Raw genomic sequence first — 19,838 nt, forward strand, 5'->3', positions numbered from 1 at the left:
GCTTGTAGCGGGGCGGGGTCTTGGGGGAAACTATCGACCTGTATACGCACTCCTTACGCCATGCCGCAATCCGCAATTCCCGACACCGACGCCGCCGCGCCCGGCATGCCCGCCGCGCGGCACTTCAAGGAACTCGTCTCCTTCCGCATGAACATGCTGGCCAGCACCTGGACCCGGCTGGCCGCGGAATCCAACGAACGCGACTTCCAGATCGATGCGCGCGAGTGGCGCATCGTCGGCATGCTGGGCACGCAGGCGCCCATGTCGCTGCAGGGCCTGGCCCGCGAGATCAACGTGGACAAGAGCCAGGCCAGCCGCTCGGTGTCCGCGCTGATCGAGCGCGGCCTGCTGCAGCGCGAGTCCGACGAGAGCGATGGCCGGGGCGTGCAGCTGAGCCTGACGCGCCAGGGCCTGCAACTCTATCGCAAGGTGTTCCCCAAGGCGGTGAAGCGCAACGAGGAACTGCTCTCGGTGCTCAGCGCCAGCGAGCGGGCGGTGTTCGATCGGGCGCTGGACCTGCTGACGGAGCATGCGCAGGCGACATTGTCGACGTCGCGCGAGGCGCGCAAGCGCGGGGTGCGCAAGAGCGCGGGATAGCGAGCGCGCGGGCTGTCCGCGCCACGCCATGCGCTGGTCTGGGCCGCTGGGCCACGACATCGATACCAAAGCAGAAGGCCGGCGTTGTCAACGCCGGCCTTCCCGCATGAACCCCTATCGAACAACGATCAGTCGTTCAGGTCCAGTCCATGCCTGGCGTGCAGCCACGCCATCGTGTCGTGCCGCAGCGTACGGATGTACTGCTTCAGGAACGCCTGCACCGCCTGCAGCTGCTGCGGGTCGAACTGGCGGCCGATGAAGGCGACCTCGTCGGCCTGCGTCTGGCGCTCGCGCTCGAGATCGCGGCAGCGCTCGGCCACGGGGCGGATCACGATCACGCGGCGATCCAGAGGGTGGCGGCCCCGCTGCACGTAACCGGCGGCTTCCAGCCGGTTGATCAGCGCGGTGGTGCCGCCCCAGCTGATGCCCATCAACTGCCCCAGCTGGCCGGTGGGCAGGGCTTCGAACTCCTGCACCAGTTCCAGGGCCTTCAGTTCCGTCAGCGACAGTCCAAGCTTCTCGGCGATGGCGGCCTGGGTGGCCGAGAGGTACACCCCGAGCTGCCGGCTCATGACCAGCGCGATGTCGTCGATCGGGCCCGTGCGGTGCATGGGGTCGTAGCCGTCGTTCCCGTCCGACCTGCGGTCTTGCTGCATGTAGATGCGGTCCGTTTCCAGCATGGTGTCGCTCCGTCTTGTTCTGGATGGGCTGTGGATTACTTCAGGCTGGCCGTGACGCCGCCCAGCACGCCGCCGAGCAGGCCGCCGTTCTGGCCACCGCCCAGCAGGCCGCCGAGCAGGCCGCCGTTGTTGGCGGGCGCCGTCGAGCCGCCCGTGGTGGTCGCCGCGCCGCCGCCAGCCGCCGCGCCGCCGCCGGTGGTGACCGTCGTGCCGCCCGTGCTGACCGACGTCGAACCGCCGACCGCCACCACACCGCCCAGCAGGCCACCCAGCAGGCCGCCATTCTGGCCACCGCCGACCACGCCGCCCAACAGGCCGCCGTTGGCCGTGCCGCCCGAGCCCGTGCCGCCGGTGGCGCCGCCCGTCACGCCGCCCAGCAGGCCCGTGATCGGAGCCAGCAGGCCGCCGTTGTTGCCGCCGGTGGCGCCGCCCGTCACACCGCCCAGCAGGCCGGTCACAGGAGCGAGCAGGCCGCCGTTGTTGCCGCCGGTGGCGCCACCCGTCACGCCGCCCAACAGGCCGGTCACCGGAGCCAGCAGGCCGCCCGTGCCGCCGCCTGCCGCGCCACCGGTCAGGCCGCCCAGCAGGCCGCCCGTCACCGGGGTCAACAGGCCGTTGTCGCCCGTCAGGCCCAGGCCGCCGGTCAGCGAGTTGACCGCGCCGGTCACGCTGGACAGGGTGTTGCCCAGCGGGTTGGCGTTGGCCCCGGCATGCACCAGGCCGCCGGCGCTGGTGACGGCATTGCCGACGTTGGTCAGCACGCCGTTCAGGCCCAGCGCGCCGCCGGGCACGCTGCCGCCGGCGTTGGCCACCGTACCGCCGATGCTGCTCAGCAGGCCGGCCACGGGAGCGCCCAGGCCGGTGGTGTCACCCACTTGCTGCGTCAGGCCCGTGACGGTGCCGGCTACCGGCGACACCACCGGATCCAGCGCCTTGCCGACGCCGCCCAGCGCGCCTTCCAGGCCTGCCGGGACCACGTTGTCCAACGCCGAGCCGGCGTTGGCCAGGGTCGGCTCCAGGATCGGCGTGGACGGGCCGCTCAGCACGCCGCCGGCCACGCCGCCGACCAACTGATTCACCGGCTGCAGCAGGCCGCCTTCGCCGCCCAGGGCGCCGGTCAGCGCGCCGACGGCGTTGGTGGCGTTGCCCACGATGGTGGTCAGCGGTTGGGGATTGTCGGGATTGGCGTTCAGCAGCCCCCCGACGCTGCCGACCGTGTCGCCCAGGCCGCTCACCAGGCCGCCGAGGCCGGTGCTCAGGTTGCCGGGCAGGCCGGTGCCGCCGAGCGTGTCGCCCAGGTTGCTGACGGTGCCGCCCACCTGCTGCAGCACGCCGTCCACGGGTTGGCCCAGGCCGGTGGTGGCGCCGACTTGCTGCGTCAGGCCGGTAACGGTGTCGACGACCGGGACAAGGGTCGGATCCAGCGCGGCGCCGACGCCGGCCAGCGAACCCGACGAACCGATCGGCAGCAGGCCGTCGACGGCCGTGCCGGTGTTGCCCAGCGCGGTTTCCAGCAGCCCCGCGTTGGCGGTCGGGTTATTGGGATTGTTGGGATTATTGGGATCGCCGGGATTATTCGGATTGCCCGGGCCCGTCGGATCCGTGGGCACTTCCCCGCCGCCGGCGACGTTGCCGTTGGAACGATGGCCGCCACCGCCTCCGCAGCCCACCAGCGCCACGGCCAGCATGGCCGAAACGAGAGGGGCAATCAGACGGCTACGCTTGGCTTGGTTTTCTTGCTTGGCAGACATGGTGAGCTCCTGCTCATTAGGTTGGGAATTCAGGCCACGCTGTTGGGCCCGATACCCTACCTATGCACAATCCATGCCAGCTTTTTGAAAGTCGCGTAAACCGCCCGCCATGGTTTACCCAGGGTGCTCCGAATATCCTTTTTAATCAGAGTGTTGGGGCGAGAAGCTCAGAAACGACAAGTGAATTAAAGTCCGCCGAACCTGACTTCCAGGGCGTTGGGAATGTTGTTTTTCTGCGAATATCCGGGTGACGTTACGGGGGGCGTTACGTTGGCGTTACGTAACGGAAACTCCCCAACTACAGAGCATCGTAGAACAGCGAGTAATTCGCGTTGAAGCGCACGCCGCGGTCGTCGCCAATGGGCCGCGAGCCCATCGGCTTGGCCACGTTGAAGTCGAACAGATAAAAGCGGTCGTCGGTTACGCGCAATCCGAGGGCGGCCGAGGACAGGTGCCTGTCGTTCAGATCCTGCAGGTCCTGGTTGTTGTACCAGGTGCGCGCATAATCGACCAACACGTACGGCTGTACCGCCGCGAGATACTGCCATCCGGTATTGAAACGCCGGTTCAGTTCCGCGGATACGCCGACGCCCTTGTCGCCGCTCTGCTCGCCCTGGGGGTATCCCATCCCGAAACGCCAGCTGCCGTACGACACCTGCTCGGACGTGGGCATGCGGTCGGAGGTATATTGGCCCGCCCCGGCGAATACCAGCCCGAACTGGGCCGGCAGCGCGAACGTCTGCCGCGCCGACAGATTGAAACGGGTGAAATCCAGGTCGACGGCCGGCGTGGCCGAATACCCGTAGTTGGTGACAATGCTCTTGTCCGCGCCCAGGCCGTCGAAGCCGTGCGACACGCTGGCGGTGACGTCGGTGCTGCGGTTCGGGTCGACCTGTATATAGCGCAGCTCGGCCGTGGCCGCGCGCACCCGGGTATTCTGCTGCAGCCAGCGGTCATTGGTGCGCACGTCATAGCGATCCTTGGCATTGACCGCATATACCCCCACCGTGCCCGTCAGGGACCGCTGGTTGTTCAGCAGCAGGGGATAGCTGACGCCCACGCCGATCCGGTCGGTGGTGACCTTCCGGTCGAAGCCCAGAAACTCCAGGTTGTCGTCTTCCGGCCGGGCCTGATAGTGGTAGCCGTCGATCTTCAGCGCCAATCCGTCGCGTCCGATTGGAATGCGCGCCTCGCCCGAATAGTATCGGACGTCGTCCGTATTGAAGGGTAGGGCGGCCGTCAGTTTCAGCTGTTCGCCCAGCGGGGTCAGGCTGTTGGTGCCCAGGTTCACCAGGGGCTGCATGCCTGTGCCCAGGTCGGCCACGCCGCCGTTTGCCGTGAAGGCCGTGCGCTTGGCGTCGACGCGCAATTCGGTCGACCCATCTGCCCGGCGCGGCAGCTCCAGCGCGGGCGTGATGGCCACGCCCGGCACGATACGCATCAGGTTCAGAACCCGCTCCAGGGTCGGCTGCGTCAGCGGCTTTTCTTCCAGCAGCGGGCCGGCCAGGGTTTCCAGCCGGTCCTTGGCGCCGCCCAGGTCCTCGCCATTGACCTGCACGCTGCCTATATAGCCCTCGACCACCGTCACCACGACCAGGCCATTGGCGAACGTCTGGTTCTGCAGCAGTGCAAATGACAGCGGATAACCCCGTGCACGGTACAGCTCGGTGATCTTGTCGACCTCCTTGACCAGGTCGCCCACCGCCATTTCCTTGCCGGACAGCGGCGCCAGGATATTCGACACCTCGTCGAAGGGAATGGCGTTGACGCCCGAGACGTCGAAGTTCCGCACCACGATGCGCTGCGCCAGCCGGGCCTGCACGGCTAGCTGTTCCGGCGTGGGCGCCTGCACGGCGGGAGCGGGTTCGGGGGGTTGCGGACGGGAATCGATGGGCGGAATCGAATCGACGGGATTACCACGCAGCGGCCCCGCAGCATGGCTGGATGCGCATCCCAATAACAGGACCGTGAGCGAGGAAAGACGCAGGACAGCAGAAACGGAGGGTCTGTTCATGGCAACGTTCGGTCGCGGCGCGTGCGTGCCGGGCATTTGCCGGACGCACCGCTGCGGCATGCGCGGGATTGGGGGACTGATATGCTCCGCAGTTGCCGCATATTGCCATCATTGCCGGGTAACGACAATTTTCGCGTTAACGCGATTAATTGGATTTTATCGGAGTTGCTGCGCCGCACTAATGCAAAAATTTGAATGACTCTAACGGCTTTGGGAGAAGCTGCGACTCTCGCGAATATCTGTTGCAGAAAATTATGTCTTAAACTTGCGAATGTGCGGGAAAACCCTGATGGCAGAGCTCTGTAAATAGATAAGACTGATTAAACATTTCAAAACAAGACTGTGCATTTTTAGTGGTTCTTCTCCAAACGGTTGGGGTTTTTCCGGAGGATATGCACTGTGTTCATTCATTCGGTCGTGGCCTGAAGGCCGCGCCAGAAAAATAATACGACCTCTGCAAGGTTGTCGCCTTGCGCATTATGCGCGGCGACGGTGTTCGTACGTGGGTCGTAAACCGTTTTACCTTGGTCTGCCGGCCTTTGCTCATGCAAAGGCATGATTTGTGCGTGACCCCCAACTAGGTGGCTGGCTTCCAGTCTCTTGGGGCCGAAACCGCAGCACCGCATGCCGGTGTTTTCAGGATCCGAGCTTGCGGGTCATTTCTGTGTGTTTTTTGGAGGTATTACGTATGTACGCTCAAGTGAAAAACTTCTGGCAGGACGAAGAGGGTGCCAGCGCCATCGAATATGGCCTCATCGCGGGCTTGATCGCGGTCGCGATCATCGCCGTGCTGACCACGACTGGCACGTCGCTCAGCGGCCTTTTCACCCGTATCAGCAATGCGCTGAACTCAACCGCGCCCGCGGCTCCCAGTGGTGGCGGTAGCGGTACGCAGGGGTCGTAACCCCCCTGATGTGGTTTTTCGTCGTTGAGCATCACGCTTCGGCTGGTCCCGTTCCATGCGGACGGGACCGGCCTGGGCGGTAGAAGTTGGAGCACCTCTTGTTGAGGGAGATCGTATGGTGGGCAGTCTTTCTCGCCTTCAACGTGGCAGTCATGTGGTGCGACTTGCGTTCGCGTCGCGTGCCGAACCGGTTGATCGTGTTCGGCTTCATCGCGCAAATGCTGTGGCTCGCCACGCATTCGGTACTGGGCATGACGCCCAGCGCCGGAGCGCAGGGCTTTGCCGACGCATTGGGTGGGTTCCTGCTTGGTGCGATCTTCCTGGTTTTCTGGAAACTGCGCCTGATGGGCGCGGGCGATGTGAAGTATCTGGCCGTGCTGGGGCTGATGGTCGGTGTCTGGCCTTGGCTGATCGCCATGCTGCTGGGGGCGCTGCCCAGCGGGTTGCACGCGCTGGGTCAGGTGTGGTGGGTGATCCGCCATCCGCGCGATCCCCGCGAGCGCCGCGGCGTTCCGTATGCGGCATATACGGCGCTGGCGGCGGGCAGCTTGGCTCTTATGCCGTCGAATTCGCCATGGTGTTCATGGTGTTCTTCCTGGTTGTCTACGGTCTTCTGACCTACGGCTTCGTCTTCGCCGCCCAGCAGCAACTGAACTACGCCGCCGAAGAAGGTGCTCGCAGCGCGCTGCGCTGGCAGGGCGGCCGCGCATTGCCGTTGCGCGCCGGGCTGGCCGCCAGCAATGCCAATCGGCAGGCATCCTGGGTCGGACAGATGGGCGGCAATCCGGCCGCCATCACGGTATGCGGGCCCACCGGCGTGCTTAGCGGGGCGGGCGCGTGCAGCGGCGTGCCGCTGCAGGACGACCAGTTGGAAGTGATGGTCAGCTACGCCTATCGCGCGTTTCCGCTGATCCCCCTGCTGCCGGGCATGCAGGCGCTGGTGCCGACCAGCCTGGCGGCGCGCGCCTCGGTGCGCGTGGGGGGGCAGCCAGACCAACCGGTGTCCAGCTGACATGCGCGCGCATCCCATGTCCTCCTTCTCCGCCTCGCGCCGTCAGCGCGGGGCCGCCGCCATTGAGTTCGCTTTCACTATTTCGCTGCTGTTGATGCTGCTGGCGGGCCTGGTCGGCTATGGCGTGCTGTTCTGGATGCAGCAGAAGTTGACCAAGGCAGCGGGCGAAGGCGCGCAGGCGGTTCTGATCGCTTCGCAGCAAGGCGAGCTGCGACGCGCCGAACTCGAGTCGCTCGCCTGCCTGAGCGTGCGCCGCGAGGCGCTGCGCTTCTCCGATACCAATGCCAGCGGCGCGCAGACGATCGGCTGCACGCCGACCTTCGCGCCTTGCACCTGGACGATGGCGGGCGCCGTGGCCGCGCCGTGCGTGCGCGTGCAGGTCGTCTACACCCCCGCTGGCTGGCCTTTGATGGCGATGATGCGCAGTCTTTCGCAGTCGCTGTCCGGCAGCACGTCCTGGTTTCCGTCCTCGTTGTCGGCCAGTGCCGTCGTCCAGATTCCCCAGGTCCCGCAGGAGCCCGCTACATGAGCAACATCACCAAGATCGCCGCCGTATTGCTGGTTCTGTTGGCGGCGGTGCTGGGCGTCCTGGCCTATCGCCTGGCCACGCAGGCGCCTCCGCCGCCGCCCGCGCCGACGGTGACGCACAACGATACGGCGCCGGCTCGCGCCACGTTCCCCGTCGTCGTGGCCGCCAAGGCGATTGCCGCCGGCGAACGCATCGCGCCCGATGCCCTGAAGACCGAGCAGTGGCCGATGCAGCCTGGCCAGTCCTACACAAGTACCGAGAAGCTGGTGGGCGAGTACGTGCGCCTGGACATCGCCGCCGGCCAGCCGCTGAGCGACGCATTGCTGGCCAAGGGCCTGGCACGCTACCTGCAGCCGGGAGAGCGCGCGGTGACGATTCCCGTCGACGAGACCAGCGGCGTGCAGAACCGCGTGCTGCCCGGCGACATGGTGGACCTGTTCTACGTGGTGGAGCGGGGCGCCGAGGTGCAAGGCACGCAGACCCGCCTGCTGCAGTCCCGCGTGAAGGTGTTGGCATACGGCCTGAAATCCGTGGATGGTCCGCCCGCGGGCGAGGAACAGGGCTCCGCGCCGGGGCAGTCGCGCCAGCCGCCGCCCGCGCCGCGCAACGCCGTGCTGGCGGTGCCGGTGGAAAAGGTGAATGAACTGCTGCTGGCGGCCAAGTCTGGCCGCTTGCAGATGGCATTGCGTGCTCCCGAGGACGAGGCGGTGCCGGATACCGATCTGTTCGTGGCGCGCGTGCCGGTACTGCCAGTCAAGCCCGGCCTGACGGCCGAGCAGCAGGCGCAGGCCAAGGAAGCCGTGAACGCGGCCTATGCGGGTGACGTGCTGCCGCAACTGGCCGGACCCGCGCCGGCGCCGGAGGTACGGCCCCGTCCGCGGCCCGCCGCCGCGGCCGGCGGCAGCAGCCGCAGCATCGAAGTGGTGCGTGGCACCGACGTGCAATCCGTACGCTACTGACCGGACGCACCCTCCATGGACTTCCTCAATTCGAACGAGCAGAGCCGCATGAAAACAGTACAGATCGTCGGGCGTGGACTCTTCGTGGCGGTGGTGGGCACTTGCACCCTCGCGGCCCCGCACGCCATGGCGGCGCAGCCCCGCGGCACGGCGGCATCCGCACAGCCCGCGCCCGCGGCCCCTGCCGGCCCGCGCGAGGTGACCTTGACGGTCAAGGGCCAACAGCCCTTGCCGCTGACGGCCACCCCCACGCGCGTGGCGGTGGGCGATCCCGAAGTGGCCGACGTGAAGGTGCTGCCCCCCGGCGTGAACCGCCCCGGCGAGGTGATGCTGATCGGCCGCCGCGCCGGCACCACCGAGGTTCGCATCTGGACGCGTGGAGCGCGCGACCCTGAGGTCTGGACCGTACGCGTGGCGTCCGACGTCGCGGCGGCGCTGGCGCAGCGCGGCGTCGCGGTGGGCGCCAACGTGGACGCGGCCGGCGGCTACGGCCTGGTGACTGGCGTGGCTCCTTCCGCCGACCTGCATCGCGGCGCGGCCTCGGCCGCGCAGGCGGCCGGCGGCGGCGAGGACAAGGTCGTGGACATGTCGGTGGTCAACACCAGCGGGGTGGTGCAGGTCGAGGTGAAGGTCGTCGAAGTGTCGCGGTCGGTGATGAAGGACATCGGCATCAATTTCACGGCGGGCGGCAATGGCCCGTGGAGCGGCGGGGTGCAGTTGGCCCCCGATCTGGCGTCCGGCGGCTTCCTGGGCGCACTGAACTACGCGTCGAACAATTTCAACGCGTCCCTGCAGCTGCTGCAGACCAACGGCCTGGCGCGCGTGCTGGCCGAGCCGACGTTGGTGGCCATGTCGGGGCAGAGCGCCAGCTTCCTGGCGGGCGGCGAGATTCCCGTGCCGGAGTCGGGCGGCCTGGGCACGCAGAACGTGGTCTACAAGCCCTTCGGCATCGGCCTCACGGTGGCGCCCACGGTCATCTCGCGAGACCGCATCGCCCTGAAGGTGGCGCCGGAAGCCAGCGAGCTGGACTACGCCAACGGCATCACCATCTTCAACAACGACAACACCACGGTCATTCCCGCGCTGCGCACGCGCAAGGCCGACACCATGGTCGAACTGGGTGACGGCGAGAGCTACATCATCTCCGGCCTGGTGTCCCGCAACACGCGGGCCAACGTCAACAAGATCCCGCTGCTGGGAGACCTGCCCATCATCGGCAGCTTCTTCCGCAACATCCAGTACTCGCAGGACGAGCGCGAACTGGTCATCGTGGTCACGCCGCGACTGGTTCGACCCATCGCGCGTGGGGTGACGCTGCCGATGCCCGGCGCGCGCCAGGAGCGCACCGATTCCGCTTTCAACGCCTGGGGCAACTATCTGCTCGGCCCATGGGTCGGCGGCGAGAAGATGCCCGGCTTTTCACAGTGACGACTATGAAGACACATGCCCGCGAAGGAGTTGCCCTCGACAAGGCCACTTGCTTCCTGTTCTGCTCCGCCAACAGCACTGTTGCGCAGCAGCTGGGGCAAGCGATCGGCGATCTGGGCCTGCTGATGCAGGAGTCGCCGTCGGTCGACACGCTGGCCCAGCGCCTGGCGGAGATCAATCCGCAGGTGGTGTTCCTCGACTTCACGCTCAATCCGTCCGACCCTGGCCGGCTGCTGGCCTCGGCCGACCTGGCGCGCATCCTGGCGCGGGTGGCGCCGTCCATTCCGCGCGTGGCGGTGGGGTACGTCATCCAGCCCGACGGCGCCATCGCCGCGCTGCGCGCGGGGGTCAGCGATTTCGTCGATCCGTCCGTCTCGCCCGAGGAGGTCCACGGCGTGGTGCAGCGGCTGATCGCCGCGCGCCGCTCCGAGCCCGGCCGCAATACCCAGCGCAGCGTGCTGCTGGTGGGCGCGCGGCCCGGCGTGGGCACCAGCACGCTGGCCGTGCACGCGGCGGGCCTGATGCAGGAGCGGCTGGCGCAGGCCGCCCTCGGCCGTCATCGCGATCCCGCGGGCAGGCCGGCCAAGCCGGGCGACGTCATGGCGGCGCAGCTGCCGCTGTCCGACCGCGTGGGCGTCCTGGACCTGGGCTATCCCATCGGCGACTGCCTGCTGTACCTCAACGTCAGCAGCGACTTCGACTTCGCCGAAGGCGTGCGCAACCTGAACCGCCTGGATGGCACGCTGCTCAATTCCGCGTTGGCCCATACGGCGTCGGGCATCAGTGCCATCGCGCTGCCGCGCGACCTGATGCAGATGCGCTCGGTGTCGCCGTCCGATTCGCTGATGCTGTTCGAGCGCCTGCGCCAGCACTGCGGCATGCTGCTGACCGATGCCGGCGGCTGTCCGGATCCCGAGTTCGTGGCCAAGCTGGCGCGCGCCTCGGGAGAGGTCTGGCTGGTGACCGACCAGAGCGTCAGCGCGCTGGTGGCCCTGGCCGACGCCATGCGCGAGCTCGAGCGGCACCACGTCGACAAGAGCACGCTGAAGCTGGTGGTCAATCGCTATGACGAGCGCTATGGCATGACGGCGGTCCAGATTGCCGAACGCTTCGGCGTGAAGCTGGCAGGGACCTTGCCCGACCGCACGCTGCCGCTGATGGCCTGCCTGAACCAGGGCCATCTGCTGCACGAGCAGGCCGAGCGCGACGTGTACGTGCGCGCGGTGCAGCAACTGGTCGAACACCTGACGGCCACGGAGGGCGCGGCTTCGCCAGGCGCGCGCTCGTCGGGCTGGCTGGCTACCTGGCTGCCTGGAGTCCACAAACGCATGGCACCGGAATAAACGGGGATTGCGATCATGATGTCATCGATGGAGTTCGGTGCGAATGCGCCGGCGGGAGACCAGCAGTTCGCCGCCAGCCAGCGTTTCCAGGACGTGAAGAACCTGGCGTACGAGCACCTGCTGTCGCGCATCGAGGAACTGGGCGCCGAGTTCGGCCGCTGGACGCGCACCGCCATCCAGGAGTTCGTCGACCTCGAGGTCGCCAGCTTCGTGCGCCTGCGCCGCGTGCCCATCAACGAGGGTGAGATGGGGCAGGTCGCCGCGGCGCTGACCAAGGAACTGGCCGGGCTGGGGCCGCTGGAGGACCTGCTGGCCGACGCGGCGGTGGAAGACATCCTGATCAACGGCTACAACAGCGTGTTCGTGTCGCGCCGCGGCGTGCTGGCGCGCGAGAACCTGCGGTTCTCCGACAACCAGCATGTGCTGCGCATCGTGCGCCGCATCCTGGCGCCGCTGGGCCGGCGGCTGGACGAGTCCAGCCCGATGGTGGACGCGCGCCTGCCGGACGGCGGCCGCCTGAACGTGGTGATCGAGCCGCTGGCGGTCGACGGCCCGATGGTGTCGATCCGGAAATTCCGCCAGGACCCGCTCAAGCCCAATGACCTGCTGACGCTGGGCACCTTCAACGAGGAAGTCTTCCGGCTGCTGAACGCCGCCGTGCGCAACCGCTGCAACGTGCTGGTGTCGGGCGGCACGAGCTCGGGCAAGACTTCGCTGCTGAACGCGCTGGCGTTCTTCATTCCCGAATATGAGCGCGTGGTCACGGTGGAGGACACCGCCGAACTGTCGCTGAACCATCCGCACGTGGTGCGGCTGGAGTCGCGCCAGGGCGGCTTCGACGGCGCGGGCGCGGTCACCATTCGCGACCTGATCCGCAACAGTCTGCGGATGCGTCCCGACCGCGTGGTGGTGGGCGAAGTGCGCGGCGCCGAGGTCATGGACATGCTGCAGGCCATGAACACCGGCCACGAGGGTTCGATGGCCACCATTCACGCCAACTCGCCGCGCGAGTGCCTGTACCGGATCGAGATGCTGGCGGGCTTCGCCGGTTTCCAGGGCAGCGAGGACAGCCTGCGCCGCCAGATCGCCAGCGCGCTGGACTTCATCGTGCAAATTGGCCGCCTGCCCAGCGGCAAGCGCCGCGTCACCTCGATCACCGAAGTCACCGGCATGGGCGACAACGTCATCGCCACGCAGGAGCTGTATCGCTACGAAGCCTTCATGACGCCAGACGGCGAAGAAAAGGACAACTGGGTCAGCCTGGGCATCCTGCCGCACACGCCCAAGCTGGCGCGCGTGCGCAATGAGCTGCGAGGCGCACCGGAGGCCGCGCCGCCCGAACCCGAGAACGGCGGCGGGGGCGGGTTCTGGGGGCGCAGACGCTGATGGGCGCCGCTCTCGTCCTGGTGTTGCTGGCGGTGCTGCTGCTGGGGGGCGCCGCGCTGCTGTTGCGCCGCGCTGGCGCGGATGCGCGCCATTCGGCGCAGTCCGCGTTCCTGACCAAGCGGCTGGAGACGCAGGCAGCCGTGCAGGGTGCGGTATCCGTGGGCTTCGAGGGCCGCTACGTGCCGCAGAGCGGAGGCAGCTGGGCGCGGCTGCTGCTGCAGGCGGGCATACGCCCCACGCCGCGGTTCTACTTCATGCTGATCCTGCCGGTGGTGGTGGTGACCGCGCTGGCGTGGTTGCTCGGCGGCTGGTTCTCGGCCGCCGCGGCATTGGGCTTGACCATGCTGCTGTCGTACTTCCGCATCTGGTACAAGGCCGATCGCCGCAAGCGGCGCATGGTTGCGCAGCTGCCGTCATTCCTGGACGCGGTGGTGCGCCTGATCACAATCGGCAACAGCGTCAGCGCGGCCTTCCAGGGCGGGCTGGCCAATATCGACCAGCCTTTGCTGGAGGTGCTGCAACGGGCCGACGCACTGGCCCGTTCGGGCAAGGACCTCGATGCCTCGTTGCTGCAGGTGTCGCGACAGTATGGGCTGCGCGAACTGTTCCTCGTTTCCTCGGTCATTTCGCTGGCGTTGCGTTTCGGCGGCCGCAGCGACCAGGTGCTGGAACGCATGGCCGCATTCATGCGCGACCTGGAACACGCGCGCGAGGAACTCGTGGCGCTGTCGGCCGAGGTGCGATTGTCGGCCTGGATCCTGGCGCTGCTGCCCATCGGCCTGGCGTTGTTCATCATCATGTTCAACAACGCGCTCTTCACCGGGATGTGGAACGACCCCATGGGCTTCAAGCTGCTGATGATCGCGGTGGCCCTGCAGATCGGCGGTTCGTACTGGCTTTACCGCATGGCGCGGGGCGTATAGGAAAGCCATGGAAAGCTTGCTGAACGACGCCTCGATGCGCTTCTACCTGATTGGCGGATTGCTGGCCGTGATGGCGCTGATGATCGGCCTGACGGTGTTCATCGTCGCGCGGGCCGGACGTCAGGATCGCAGCCGCCAGGTCGTCGAACGGGCGCTGGCCGTCCGCGACGGGCAGCCCGCCGCGGCGGCCGAGCCGCACGTGGGGCGCGTGGCGGCCATGGCCAACAGGGCCGAGCAGGCCGGCCAAAAACTGGGCGCGGGCCGCATGGGGCATTCACTGCTGGATACCGACGATCGCAGGCTGGTCGAACTGGCGGGGTTCGAGGACGTGCCGCGTGCACGCGCGCTGTTCGTCTTCGGGCGTTTCGCTTTTGCGCTGATCCTGCCTGTCGTCCTGTGGCTGCTGGCCCAGGCCTATTTCGTCCAGATGTCGCTGCTGCTGGAGGTTTGCGTGGCCTTCGCGGGTTTCGCGCTGGGCTGGCTCCTGCCCAAGTGGGTATTGCAGCGCCGCGTATCGCGCCGCAAGGCGTGCGCCGAGGAAGAGCTGCCGCTGCTGATCGACCTGATCCGGTTGCTTCAGGGCGTGGGCCTGTCCATCGACCAGAGCCTGCACATCCTGGTCACCGACTTCCGTTCGGTGCTGCCCGTGCTGGGACTGGAGCTGAAGATCGCCATCGACCAGTACGCGCGAGGCCGGACCCGCGAGCAGTCCCTGACGCGCATTGCGCAGGGTTTCGACAACGACGACCTGGCCGCCATCTGCCGCCTGATCGTGCAGGTCGACAAGCACGGCGGCGCGGTCCAGGAGCCCTTGGCCCGGTTCGGCGAGCGCGTACGCGAGCGCCGCAAGCTGGAGCTGAAGGCCAAGGTCGCCCGCATGACCGTGAAGATGACCGGCGTGATGGTGCTCACGTTGTTGCCCGCCTTGCTCATCATCACCGGCGGGTCCGGGTTCGTGGCATTGCTGCGCGGCTTGTCGCGCGTGGCGGGAGGATTGTGATGCAACGGGTTTCGTTGGGTGCGCGGCGCGTGCCGTCTTTGCTGGTCCTGTCGGCCGCGCTGGCGTCCGCGGCGGTGCTGCCCGGCTGCCAGGCCAACCGCGCCGAGAACGCGCGCCAGCTGATGCAGCAGCAGGAAGAAGAGCAGGCGATGGCGCGCCTCGAAGAAGAGTCCGCGAGCAAGCGCGCCGCCTCGCGCCCGCAGGTGGCGCTGTCCATGATCCGCAAGGAGCAGGACGAGGGCCGCTATTTCGCGTCGCTGGCATACCTCGATGCCTATCGCCAGACCTTTGGCGACGTGCCCGAGGCGGCCGCCATGCGCGCCGACGCATTGCGCAAGACGGGCCAGCCGCAAGCCAGCGAACAGGCCTATCGCGCGCTGACCAGCGGTCCCGAAGCCGCGCGCGCCTGGCATGGGCTGGGATTGCTGGCGGGCATGCGCGGCGATTTCGCCCAGGCGGCGGACTACCTGCGCCGCGCGACGCAACTGCGGCCCACGGATTCACAGTACCTCAACGACCTGGGCTACGCACTGTTGCGCGCCGGCAGCTCGCGAGAGGCTCGCGTGCCGCTGGGCCAGGCCGCGGAGCTGGCGCCGGACAACGCCAAGATCCTGGCCAACCTCGCCCTGCTGCTGCTGGTCGAGGGAGACTACTCCGGCGCGCGCCAGGTGATGGATCGGGCCAACCTCAGCAACGAGGCGCGCCAGCAGGTACAGCAACTGGCCATGCAGGCCCGTGCGCCGGCAGCCGTTGCGCCTGTCGCGTCGGCGGCACCTGCTGGCGCCGGGGCGTACGCCGCCACGCCCGCGGCCGGACGCGCGGTGGTGCGGGCAGTGCCCGCGGCGCCGGCCACGCAGGCGCCGCAGGCCCCCGTGGGCGCCACGGCCGCGATGGACAGGCAGGATGGCATGGTGATGCCCGTGTTGAGCCGGCAGGGGCCGGTAATGAACAGCTTCGGCAATCCATCCGTGACGCAGTGACCCCGGGTTTCAGGAGAGCATCGTGCACCACACTACGCGTATTTCCTTGCTGACGGCCGCCGGCCTGCTGGCGGCGACCAGCGCGCTCGCGCAGCAGCAGCAACTCACCGGCGCCGCGGCGGCCGCGCCCGGGGCCCCGGCGCAGCCCGTGGTCCAGAGCCAGCCCGTCGCGCAGGCACAGCCAGTGGCGCAGACCCAGCCGGTGACGCAGGCTCAGCCCGCTGGCCAGGCGTCCGGGGCGCGCCCGGTGGTGCGGCAGGTGCAGAGCGCGCCGGCCCAGCCCGCGTCGGCCCAGCCTGCCGCTCAACCCGCCGCCGACGCTTCCACCGCAACACAGCCCGGCGCGCAGGCCGCGTCCGCGCAGCCTGCCCAAGGCGGGCAGGAGGCCGCCCGTGAAGAACAGTTCGGCGACACCACGCGCGGCCTGATGGGCCTGCAGGCAGCCGGCCTGCGCGCCGGTCCGGGCCAGCCCTTGCAGGGGCCGGTGGCCACCGCGGCCTGGAAACGCTACATGAAGAGCTTCGAGCACGAGATCCCGCAGTGGTTCAGCGAGCGCGTGTCCGCCGGCGGCGGTTCCGGCGGCTCCAGCGGCGGACTGTCCCAGTAAGGCCAAGGCCGCAGGAGGAGCACCATGCCACGTCCGCACATCCCGTCCGTCGCGCGCCGCCAGCGCGGTTCGATCCTCGTGCCCGCCGCGCTCGCGCTGCTGCTGGGCATGGTGCTGCTGTGGGGCGTGCAGCTGGGCTACGCGTTCTACCTGAAGCGCGAGCTGCAGAAGACAGCGGACATGGCGGCGCTGACGGCCGCGCAGGTGCTCGATCGCGGCGGCGCGCCGGAATGCGGCGCCGCCGTGCTGGCCGCACGCTCGGCCATCGCGGCCAACATGAGCGGCCTGGGCACGCCGCAGGTGGCCTGCAAGCGCTGGGACGGCAAGAACACGGCCCTGGCGCCGCGCTACATCCGCGAAGCCGACATCGGCGGTGGAGAACGCTACAACGCGGTCACCATCAACCTGTCGACCACCGCCCCGTCGCTGTTCCCGTTCACCGAAGGCGTGACGCTGTATGCGGAAGCCGTCGGCGCGCGCCCGGCCGACCCCGTGGCGGCCTTCTCGGTCGGCACCCGCCTGGCCAACGCCAGGAATGGCGCGGTGCTGACCAACCTGTTGCGCGGCGTGGGCCTGGACATCGCCGACACCGCGCTGCTGGGCTACGACGCGGGCCTGGCCAACGTGAAGGTCACGCCGGCGGGCCTGCTGAAACAGCTGGGCATCGACGTGCCGGCCAACATCTCGGTGGCCGACCTGAACCAGCTGCTGGCCGCGCAGACCCGTCCGCTGGGCGGCCTGCTGGACGCCGTCGTCAACGTGGCGGGCCGCAGCGAACTGCTGGCCGCCAACGTCGGATTGCTGAACGCCATCCAGACGCAGCTGGGCGTGAGCAATCTGCAGGTGCAGCTGGGATCGAACCAGGACGGACGGGTGTCCAGCCTGTTCACCCAGATCGTGGCGCCCAACGCGCAATCGGCCCTTAACGTGGAAGTCAGCGCGCTGGACCTGATCGCCACGGCGATCGGCGTGGGCACGGGCGGGCATGCCGTCGAATCGAAGGTGGCGCTGGAGATCCCGGGCCTGCTGTCGATCAAGCCGAAATTCAGCGTGGTCGAGCCGCCGTCCATCGCCATCGGTGGTGTTGGCGCGACGGCCTACACTGCGCAGATTCGCCTGTATGCACCCATCAAGATCAGCACTCCGGCGGTGCTCAGCAAGCTTGTCAACCTCAGTTTGGATCTGCCCATCGTGGTGGACCTGGTCGACGGCAAGGCCACGCTGGAAAGCCTGTGTACGGCGCGCGATGCGTCGGACCGCGACCTGGCGCACATCGCCGTGCAATCCTCGCTGCTGAAAGTGTGCATCGGCGGGCCTCCCGCCGGCGCGGACGCAAATTGGCCGTTCTCCACTAAGACAAGCTGCGACCAGAGCCTGGAGAACAAGCGCCTGGTGGATCTGAGCCTGCTGGGCGGCGTCAGCTTGGCGCGCCTGACGACCAAGCTGACCGTCGATGCGCTGCCCGCCACCGGCGCCGCCGATTTCTACGAAGGACAGACGCGGGAGGTGCCAGCCACGGGCAACCCGCTGCTGATCGGGGATACGGTCAAGCGCGCCACGGACGCCTTGCTGACTGCACTGTTGGGCGCTGCGGGGCAGACGGGCACGGGCATGGCGCCTAATGGTCCAGACCAGGAAAAGCTGCGCCAGCAGCTGGCCACGCAGATCTGGCAGAACACGGACACGCCCGGCGGGTGCGCGGTGGCTGCTGCCGGTCAGGCCGGCTTCAACTGCCGGCAGGCTCGCTGGCAGAGTGCGATCATGACCATCGAAAGCACGTCCACCGGACTGCAGGGTTTCCTGGGCACCACGCTGAACAGCTCGGTGAACCTGCTGGGCAGCCTCCTGACATTGAACGTGGTGGGCGTGCTCAACAGCACGGGCAGCCTGGTGGGCGGCCTAGTCAATACGCTGGACAACACGCTGAAGAATCTGCTGGGCGGACTGATTCCCACCAATCAGTGCGCGTCGTACTCCTTGCTGGGCGGCTACCAGGGCAACGAGGCGGGCTGCATCAAGGAGATCGCCCAATCCCTGCAGAACGCGCCGCCAGCCAACCAGCCTTCCCATGCGGTCATCGCCTTGCTGGGAACGTTGCTGGGGGGGCTGCAGCAACCATTGAACGATATCGGCACGAGCATCATCAAGCCGACGATCGAGAACATCATCGGGCTGAACATTGGCCAGACCGACGTCAAGTTGATGTCCCTGGAATGCAATGGCAAAGGAGTGCAGCTTGTCTATTGAAACGCGCGGCGAGGGCGCTGCATGACCGAGGCCGGCAACCCGCAAAGCGTCGACGGCCTGGATGTGTACGTATGGGAAGGCGCCTCGGACATCGCCTTTCGCGCCGAGCGCTTCCTGGCGGGGTATGACGCCACCATCGTGCACATCGACGCGGCCAGCGGCATTCCGCCGCAGCGCGACGCGTCGCGTCCGGCGGTGGCGCTGGTGTCCGTCACGGTGATGAGCGATTCGCGCTTCTCGGGATTCGACTGGCTGGCCACGCAGGGCATACCGGTGATCTGGGTGGCATCGGAAGACCGCAATCCCGATCCGCGCTACTACGCGCCTGCCTATTCGTACACGCTGCCGCTGTCGTTCAATGGCGCCGAACTGCGCCGCCTGCTGTTTCGCCTGGCCGGCGTGGCGCGCGCCGCCAGCGCGCCGGAACATCGCCCGCCGCCCGCCCTGGTGGCGGTTTCGCCGGTGATGCGGGACATGTTGAACGAAGCGCAGATGTTTGCCGATTGCCGCGCCAACGTGCTGGTCAATGGCGAGACAGGCGTGGGCAAGGAGCGCATCGCACGCCTGCTGCACGACGAATCGTCCTGGTCGCGCGGACCGTTCGTGGCCGTCAATTGCGGCGCCATACCGGAAGGACTGTTCGAGGCGCATTTCTTCGGCCACGCCAAGGGCGCCTTCACGGGCGCGGTGGGCGCGCACAAGGGGTATTTCGAGCAGGCCAGCGGCGGCACCCTGTTCCTGGACGAAATCGGCGACCTGCCGCTGTACCAGCAGGTGAAACTGCTGCGCGTGCTGGAACAGAACACCGTCACGCGGCTGGGCTCCACGATGGAAGTGCCGGTCGAGTTCCGCCTGGTGGCGGCCACCAATAAAGACTTGCGCAGCCTGGTTGCACAGGGCGAATTCCGCGCCGACCTGTATTACCGGCTGGCCGTGATCGAATTGCGCATTCCGAATCTGGAAGAGCGCGGCCCGGACGAGAAGATCGCGATTTTCTCGTCGCTGCTGGCGCAGCAGGGCGTGGGCGACCAGGTCCCGCCCGACTGGCTGCTGCAGCGCGTGGCCGCGCTGCGGTTTCCGGGCAATGTGCGGGAGCTGTCCAACCTGGCCGAGCGCGTGGCCATCGTGCGCCGCCAGTTGGGCGAATGGAACCGCGCAAGGGTCGAACAGATACTGGATCGCCACCAGCAGGCATTCGCCGCGCCACCTGCCGTGCCGGAGGCGCCACCCGCGGTGCTCGGCCCCGCCGAAAAGGCCGAACGGGAGCGTATACTCGCCGCGCTGGAAGCAAATGGCTGGCGTCGCCAGGATACGGCCCATCACCTCGGCATCAGCCGCAAGGTGCTTTGGGAAAAAATGCGTAAACTGCGGCTGGGCGAGGCCCAGGCCGAGGCCGCCGACGGAGTGGCCGAGCTCTGATCGCGACGGTCGTGCAATATCCGTGTCGATACGGATTAGAAATGCAGTATTAAGTTGCT

The 19,838-nt window shown here is 67.7% G+C and carries 18 protein-coding genes; 15 read left to right on the forward strand and 3 right to left on the reverse strand.

The window, feature by feature from the left end; genetic code table 11:
• The first annotated feature begins 60 nt into the window (after positions 1-60).
• Complete coding sequence (locus FS845_RS18740) at positions 61-597, forward strand: MarR family winged helix-turn-helix transcriptional regulator (RefSeq protein ID WP_186332340.1); 537 nt, start codon at positions 61-63, stop codon at positions 595-597.
• 128 nt (positions 598-725) lie between these two features.
• On the opposite strand, the gene FS845_RS18745 is transcribed toward FS845_RS18740, so the two are convergent.
• From FS845_RS18745 to FS845_RS18755, 3 genes are all read right to left on the reverse strand, one after another.
• Complete coding sequence (locus FS845_RS18745; protein ID WP_144638162.1) at positions 726-1,277, reverse strand: MarR family winged helix-turn-helix transcriptional regulator; 552 nt, start codon at positions 1,275-1,277, stop codon at positions 726-728.
• A gap of 35 nt (positions 1,278-1,312) precedes the next feature.
• Positions 1,313-3,028 (reverse strand): collagen-like triple helix repeat-containing protein, encoded by a 1,716-nt coding sequence (locus tag FS845_RS18750; RefSeq protein WP_144638164.1) that lies wholly within the window; start codon positions 3,026-3,028, stop codon positions 1,313-1,315.
• A 298-nt stretch (positions 3,029-3,326) separates the two neighbouring features.
• Entirely contained in the window at positions 3,327-5,042 is a 1,716-nt protein-coding gene (locus FS845_RS18755) for a ShlB/FhaC/HecB family hemolysin secretion/activation protein (RefSeq protein ID WP_144638166.1), read from the reverse strand.
• Positions 5,043-5,730: 688 nt separating this feature from the next.
• On the opposite strand from FS845_RS18755, the gene FS845_RS18760 reads away from it, so the two are divergent.
• From FS845_RS18760 to FS845_RS18820, 14 genes are all read left to right on the forward strand, one after another.
• A complete protein-coding gene (locus tag FS845_RS18760) occupies positions 5,731-5,946 on the forward strand; it encodes a Flp family type IVb pilin (protein ID WP_144638168.1) in 216 nt (71 codons plus the stop codon).
• Between the two features lie 101 nt (positions 5,947-6,047).
• Positions 6,048-6,563, forward strand: coding sequence for a prepilin peptidase (locus FS845_RS26570; RefSeq protein ID WP_260986348.1), 516 nt, complete (start codon positions 6,048-6,050; stop codon positions 6,561-6,563).
• Positions 6,521-6,958 carry a TadE family protein gene (locus FS845_RS26575; RefSeq protein WP_409929314.1) on the forward strand — a complete coding sequence of 146 codons (438 nt, stop codon included), beginning with the start codon at positions 6,521-6,523 and terminating at the stop codon, positions 6,956-6,958. The genes FS845_RS26570 and FS845_RS26575 overlap by 43 nt, the downstream gene beginning before the upstream one ends.
• A gap of 1 nt (position 6,959) precedes the next feature.
• The gene (locus FS845_RS18770) at positions 6,960-7,487 is read left to right on the forward strand and encodes a TadE/TadG family type IV pilus assembly protein (RefSeq protein ID WP_144638171.1); all 528 of its coding nucleotides are present in this window, start codon (positions 6,960-6,962) and stop codon (positions 7,485-7,487) included.
• Positions 7,484-8,446 carry a Flp pilus assembly protein CpaB gene (gene cpaB, locus FS845_RS18775; RefSeq protein WP_144638173.1) on the forward strand — a complete coding sequence of 321 codons (963 nt, stop codon included), beginning with the start codon at positions 7,484-7,486 and terminating at the stop codon, positions 8,444-8,446. Before FS845_RS18770 ends, cpaB begins: the two co-directional genes overlap by 4 nt.
• A 126-nt stretch (positions 8,447-8,572) precedes the next feature.
• Complete coding sequence (locus FS845_RS18780) at positions 8,573-9,874, forward strand: type II and III secretion system protein family protein (RefSeq protein WP_144638639.1); 1,302 nt, start codon at positions 8,573-8,575, stop codon at positions 9,872-9,874.
• Positions 9,871-11,217, forward strand: a complete 1,347-nt coding sequence (locus tag FS845_RS18785; protein WP_144638175.1) for a pilus assembly protein CpaE — start codon at positions 9,871-9,873, stop codon at positions 11,215-11,217. The genes FS845_RS18780 and FS845_RS18785 overlap by 4 nt, the downstream gene beginning before the upstream one ends.
• Before the next feature lie 15 nt (positions 11,218-11,232).
• Positions 11,233-12,603 (forward strand): CpaF family protein, encoded by a 1,371-nt coding sequence (locus FS845_RS18790; protein ID WP_144638177.1) that lies wholly within the window; start codon positions 11,233-11,235, stop codon positions 12,601-12,603.
• A complete protein-coding gene (locus tag FS845_RS18795; RefSeq protein WP_144638179.1) occupies positions 12,603-13,526 on the forward strand; it encodes a type II secretion system F family protein in 924 nt (307 codons plus the stop codon). The genes FS845_RS18790 and FS845_RS18795 overlap by 1 nt, the downstream gene beginning before the upstream one ends.
• Before the next feature lie 7 nt (positions 13,527-13,533).
• The gene (locus tag FS845_RS18800) at positions 13,534-14,526 is read left to right on the forward strand and encodes a type II secretion system F family protein (protein WP_144638181.1); all 993 of its coding nucleotides are present in this window, start codon (positions 13,534-13,536) and stop codon (positions 14,524-14,526) included.
• Complete coding sequence (locus tag FS845_RS18805; protein ID WP_144638183.1) at positions 14,526-15,506, forward strand: tetratricopeptide repeat protein; 981 nt, start codon at positions 14,526-14,528, stop codon at positions 15,504-15,506. The genes FS845_RS18800 and FS845_RS18805 overlap by 1 nt, the downstream gene beginning before the upstream one ends.
• Positions 15,507-15,528: 22 nt before the next feature.
• Positions 15,529-16,113 carry a DUF3613 domain-containing protein gene (locus FS845_RS18810; RefSeq protein WP_260986350.1) on the forward strand — a complete coding sequence of 195 codons (585 nt, stop codon included), beginning with the start codon at positions 15,529-15,531 and terminating at the stop codon, positions 16,111-16,113.
• Between the two features lie 24 nt (positions 16,114-16,137).
• Positions 16,138-18,360, forward strand: coding sequence for a pilus assembly protein TadG-related protein (locus FS845_RS18815; protein ID WP_144638185.1), 2,223 nt, complete (start codon positions 16,138-16,140; stop codon positions 18,358-18,360).
• Positions 18,361-18,381: 21 nt separating this feature from the next.
• Positions 18,382-19,779: a sigma 54-interacting transcriptional regulator gene (locus FS845_RS18820; RefSeq protein WP_144638187.1), complete on the forward strand. Its 1,398-nt coding sequence runs from the start codon at positions 18,382-18,384 to the stop codon at positions 19,777-19,779.
• Positions 19,780-19,838 lie beyond the last annotated feature (59 nt).

Origin of the sequence: Bordetella genomosp. 13, assembly GCF_007679965.1 — a bacterium.
Lineage (GTDB): Bacteria > Pseudomonadota > Gammaproteobacteria > Burkholderiales > Burkholderiaceae_B > Bordetella.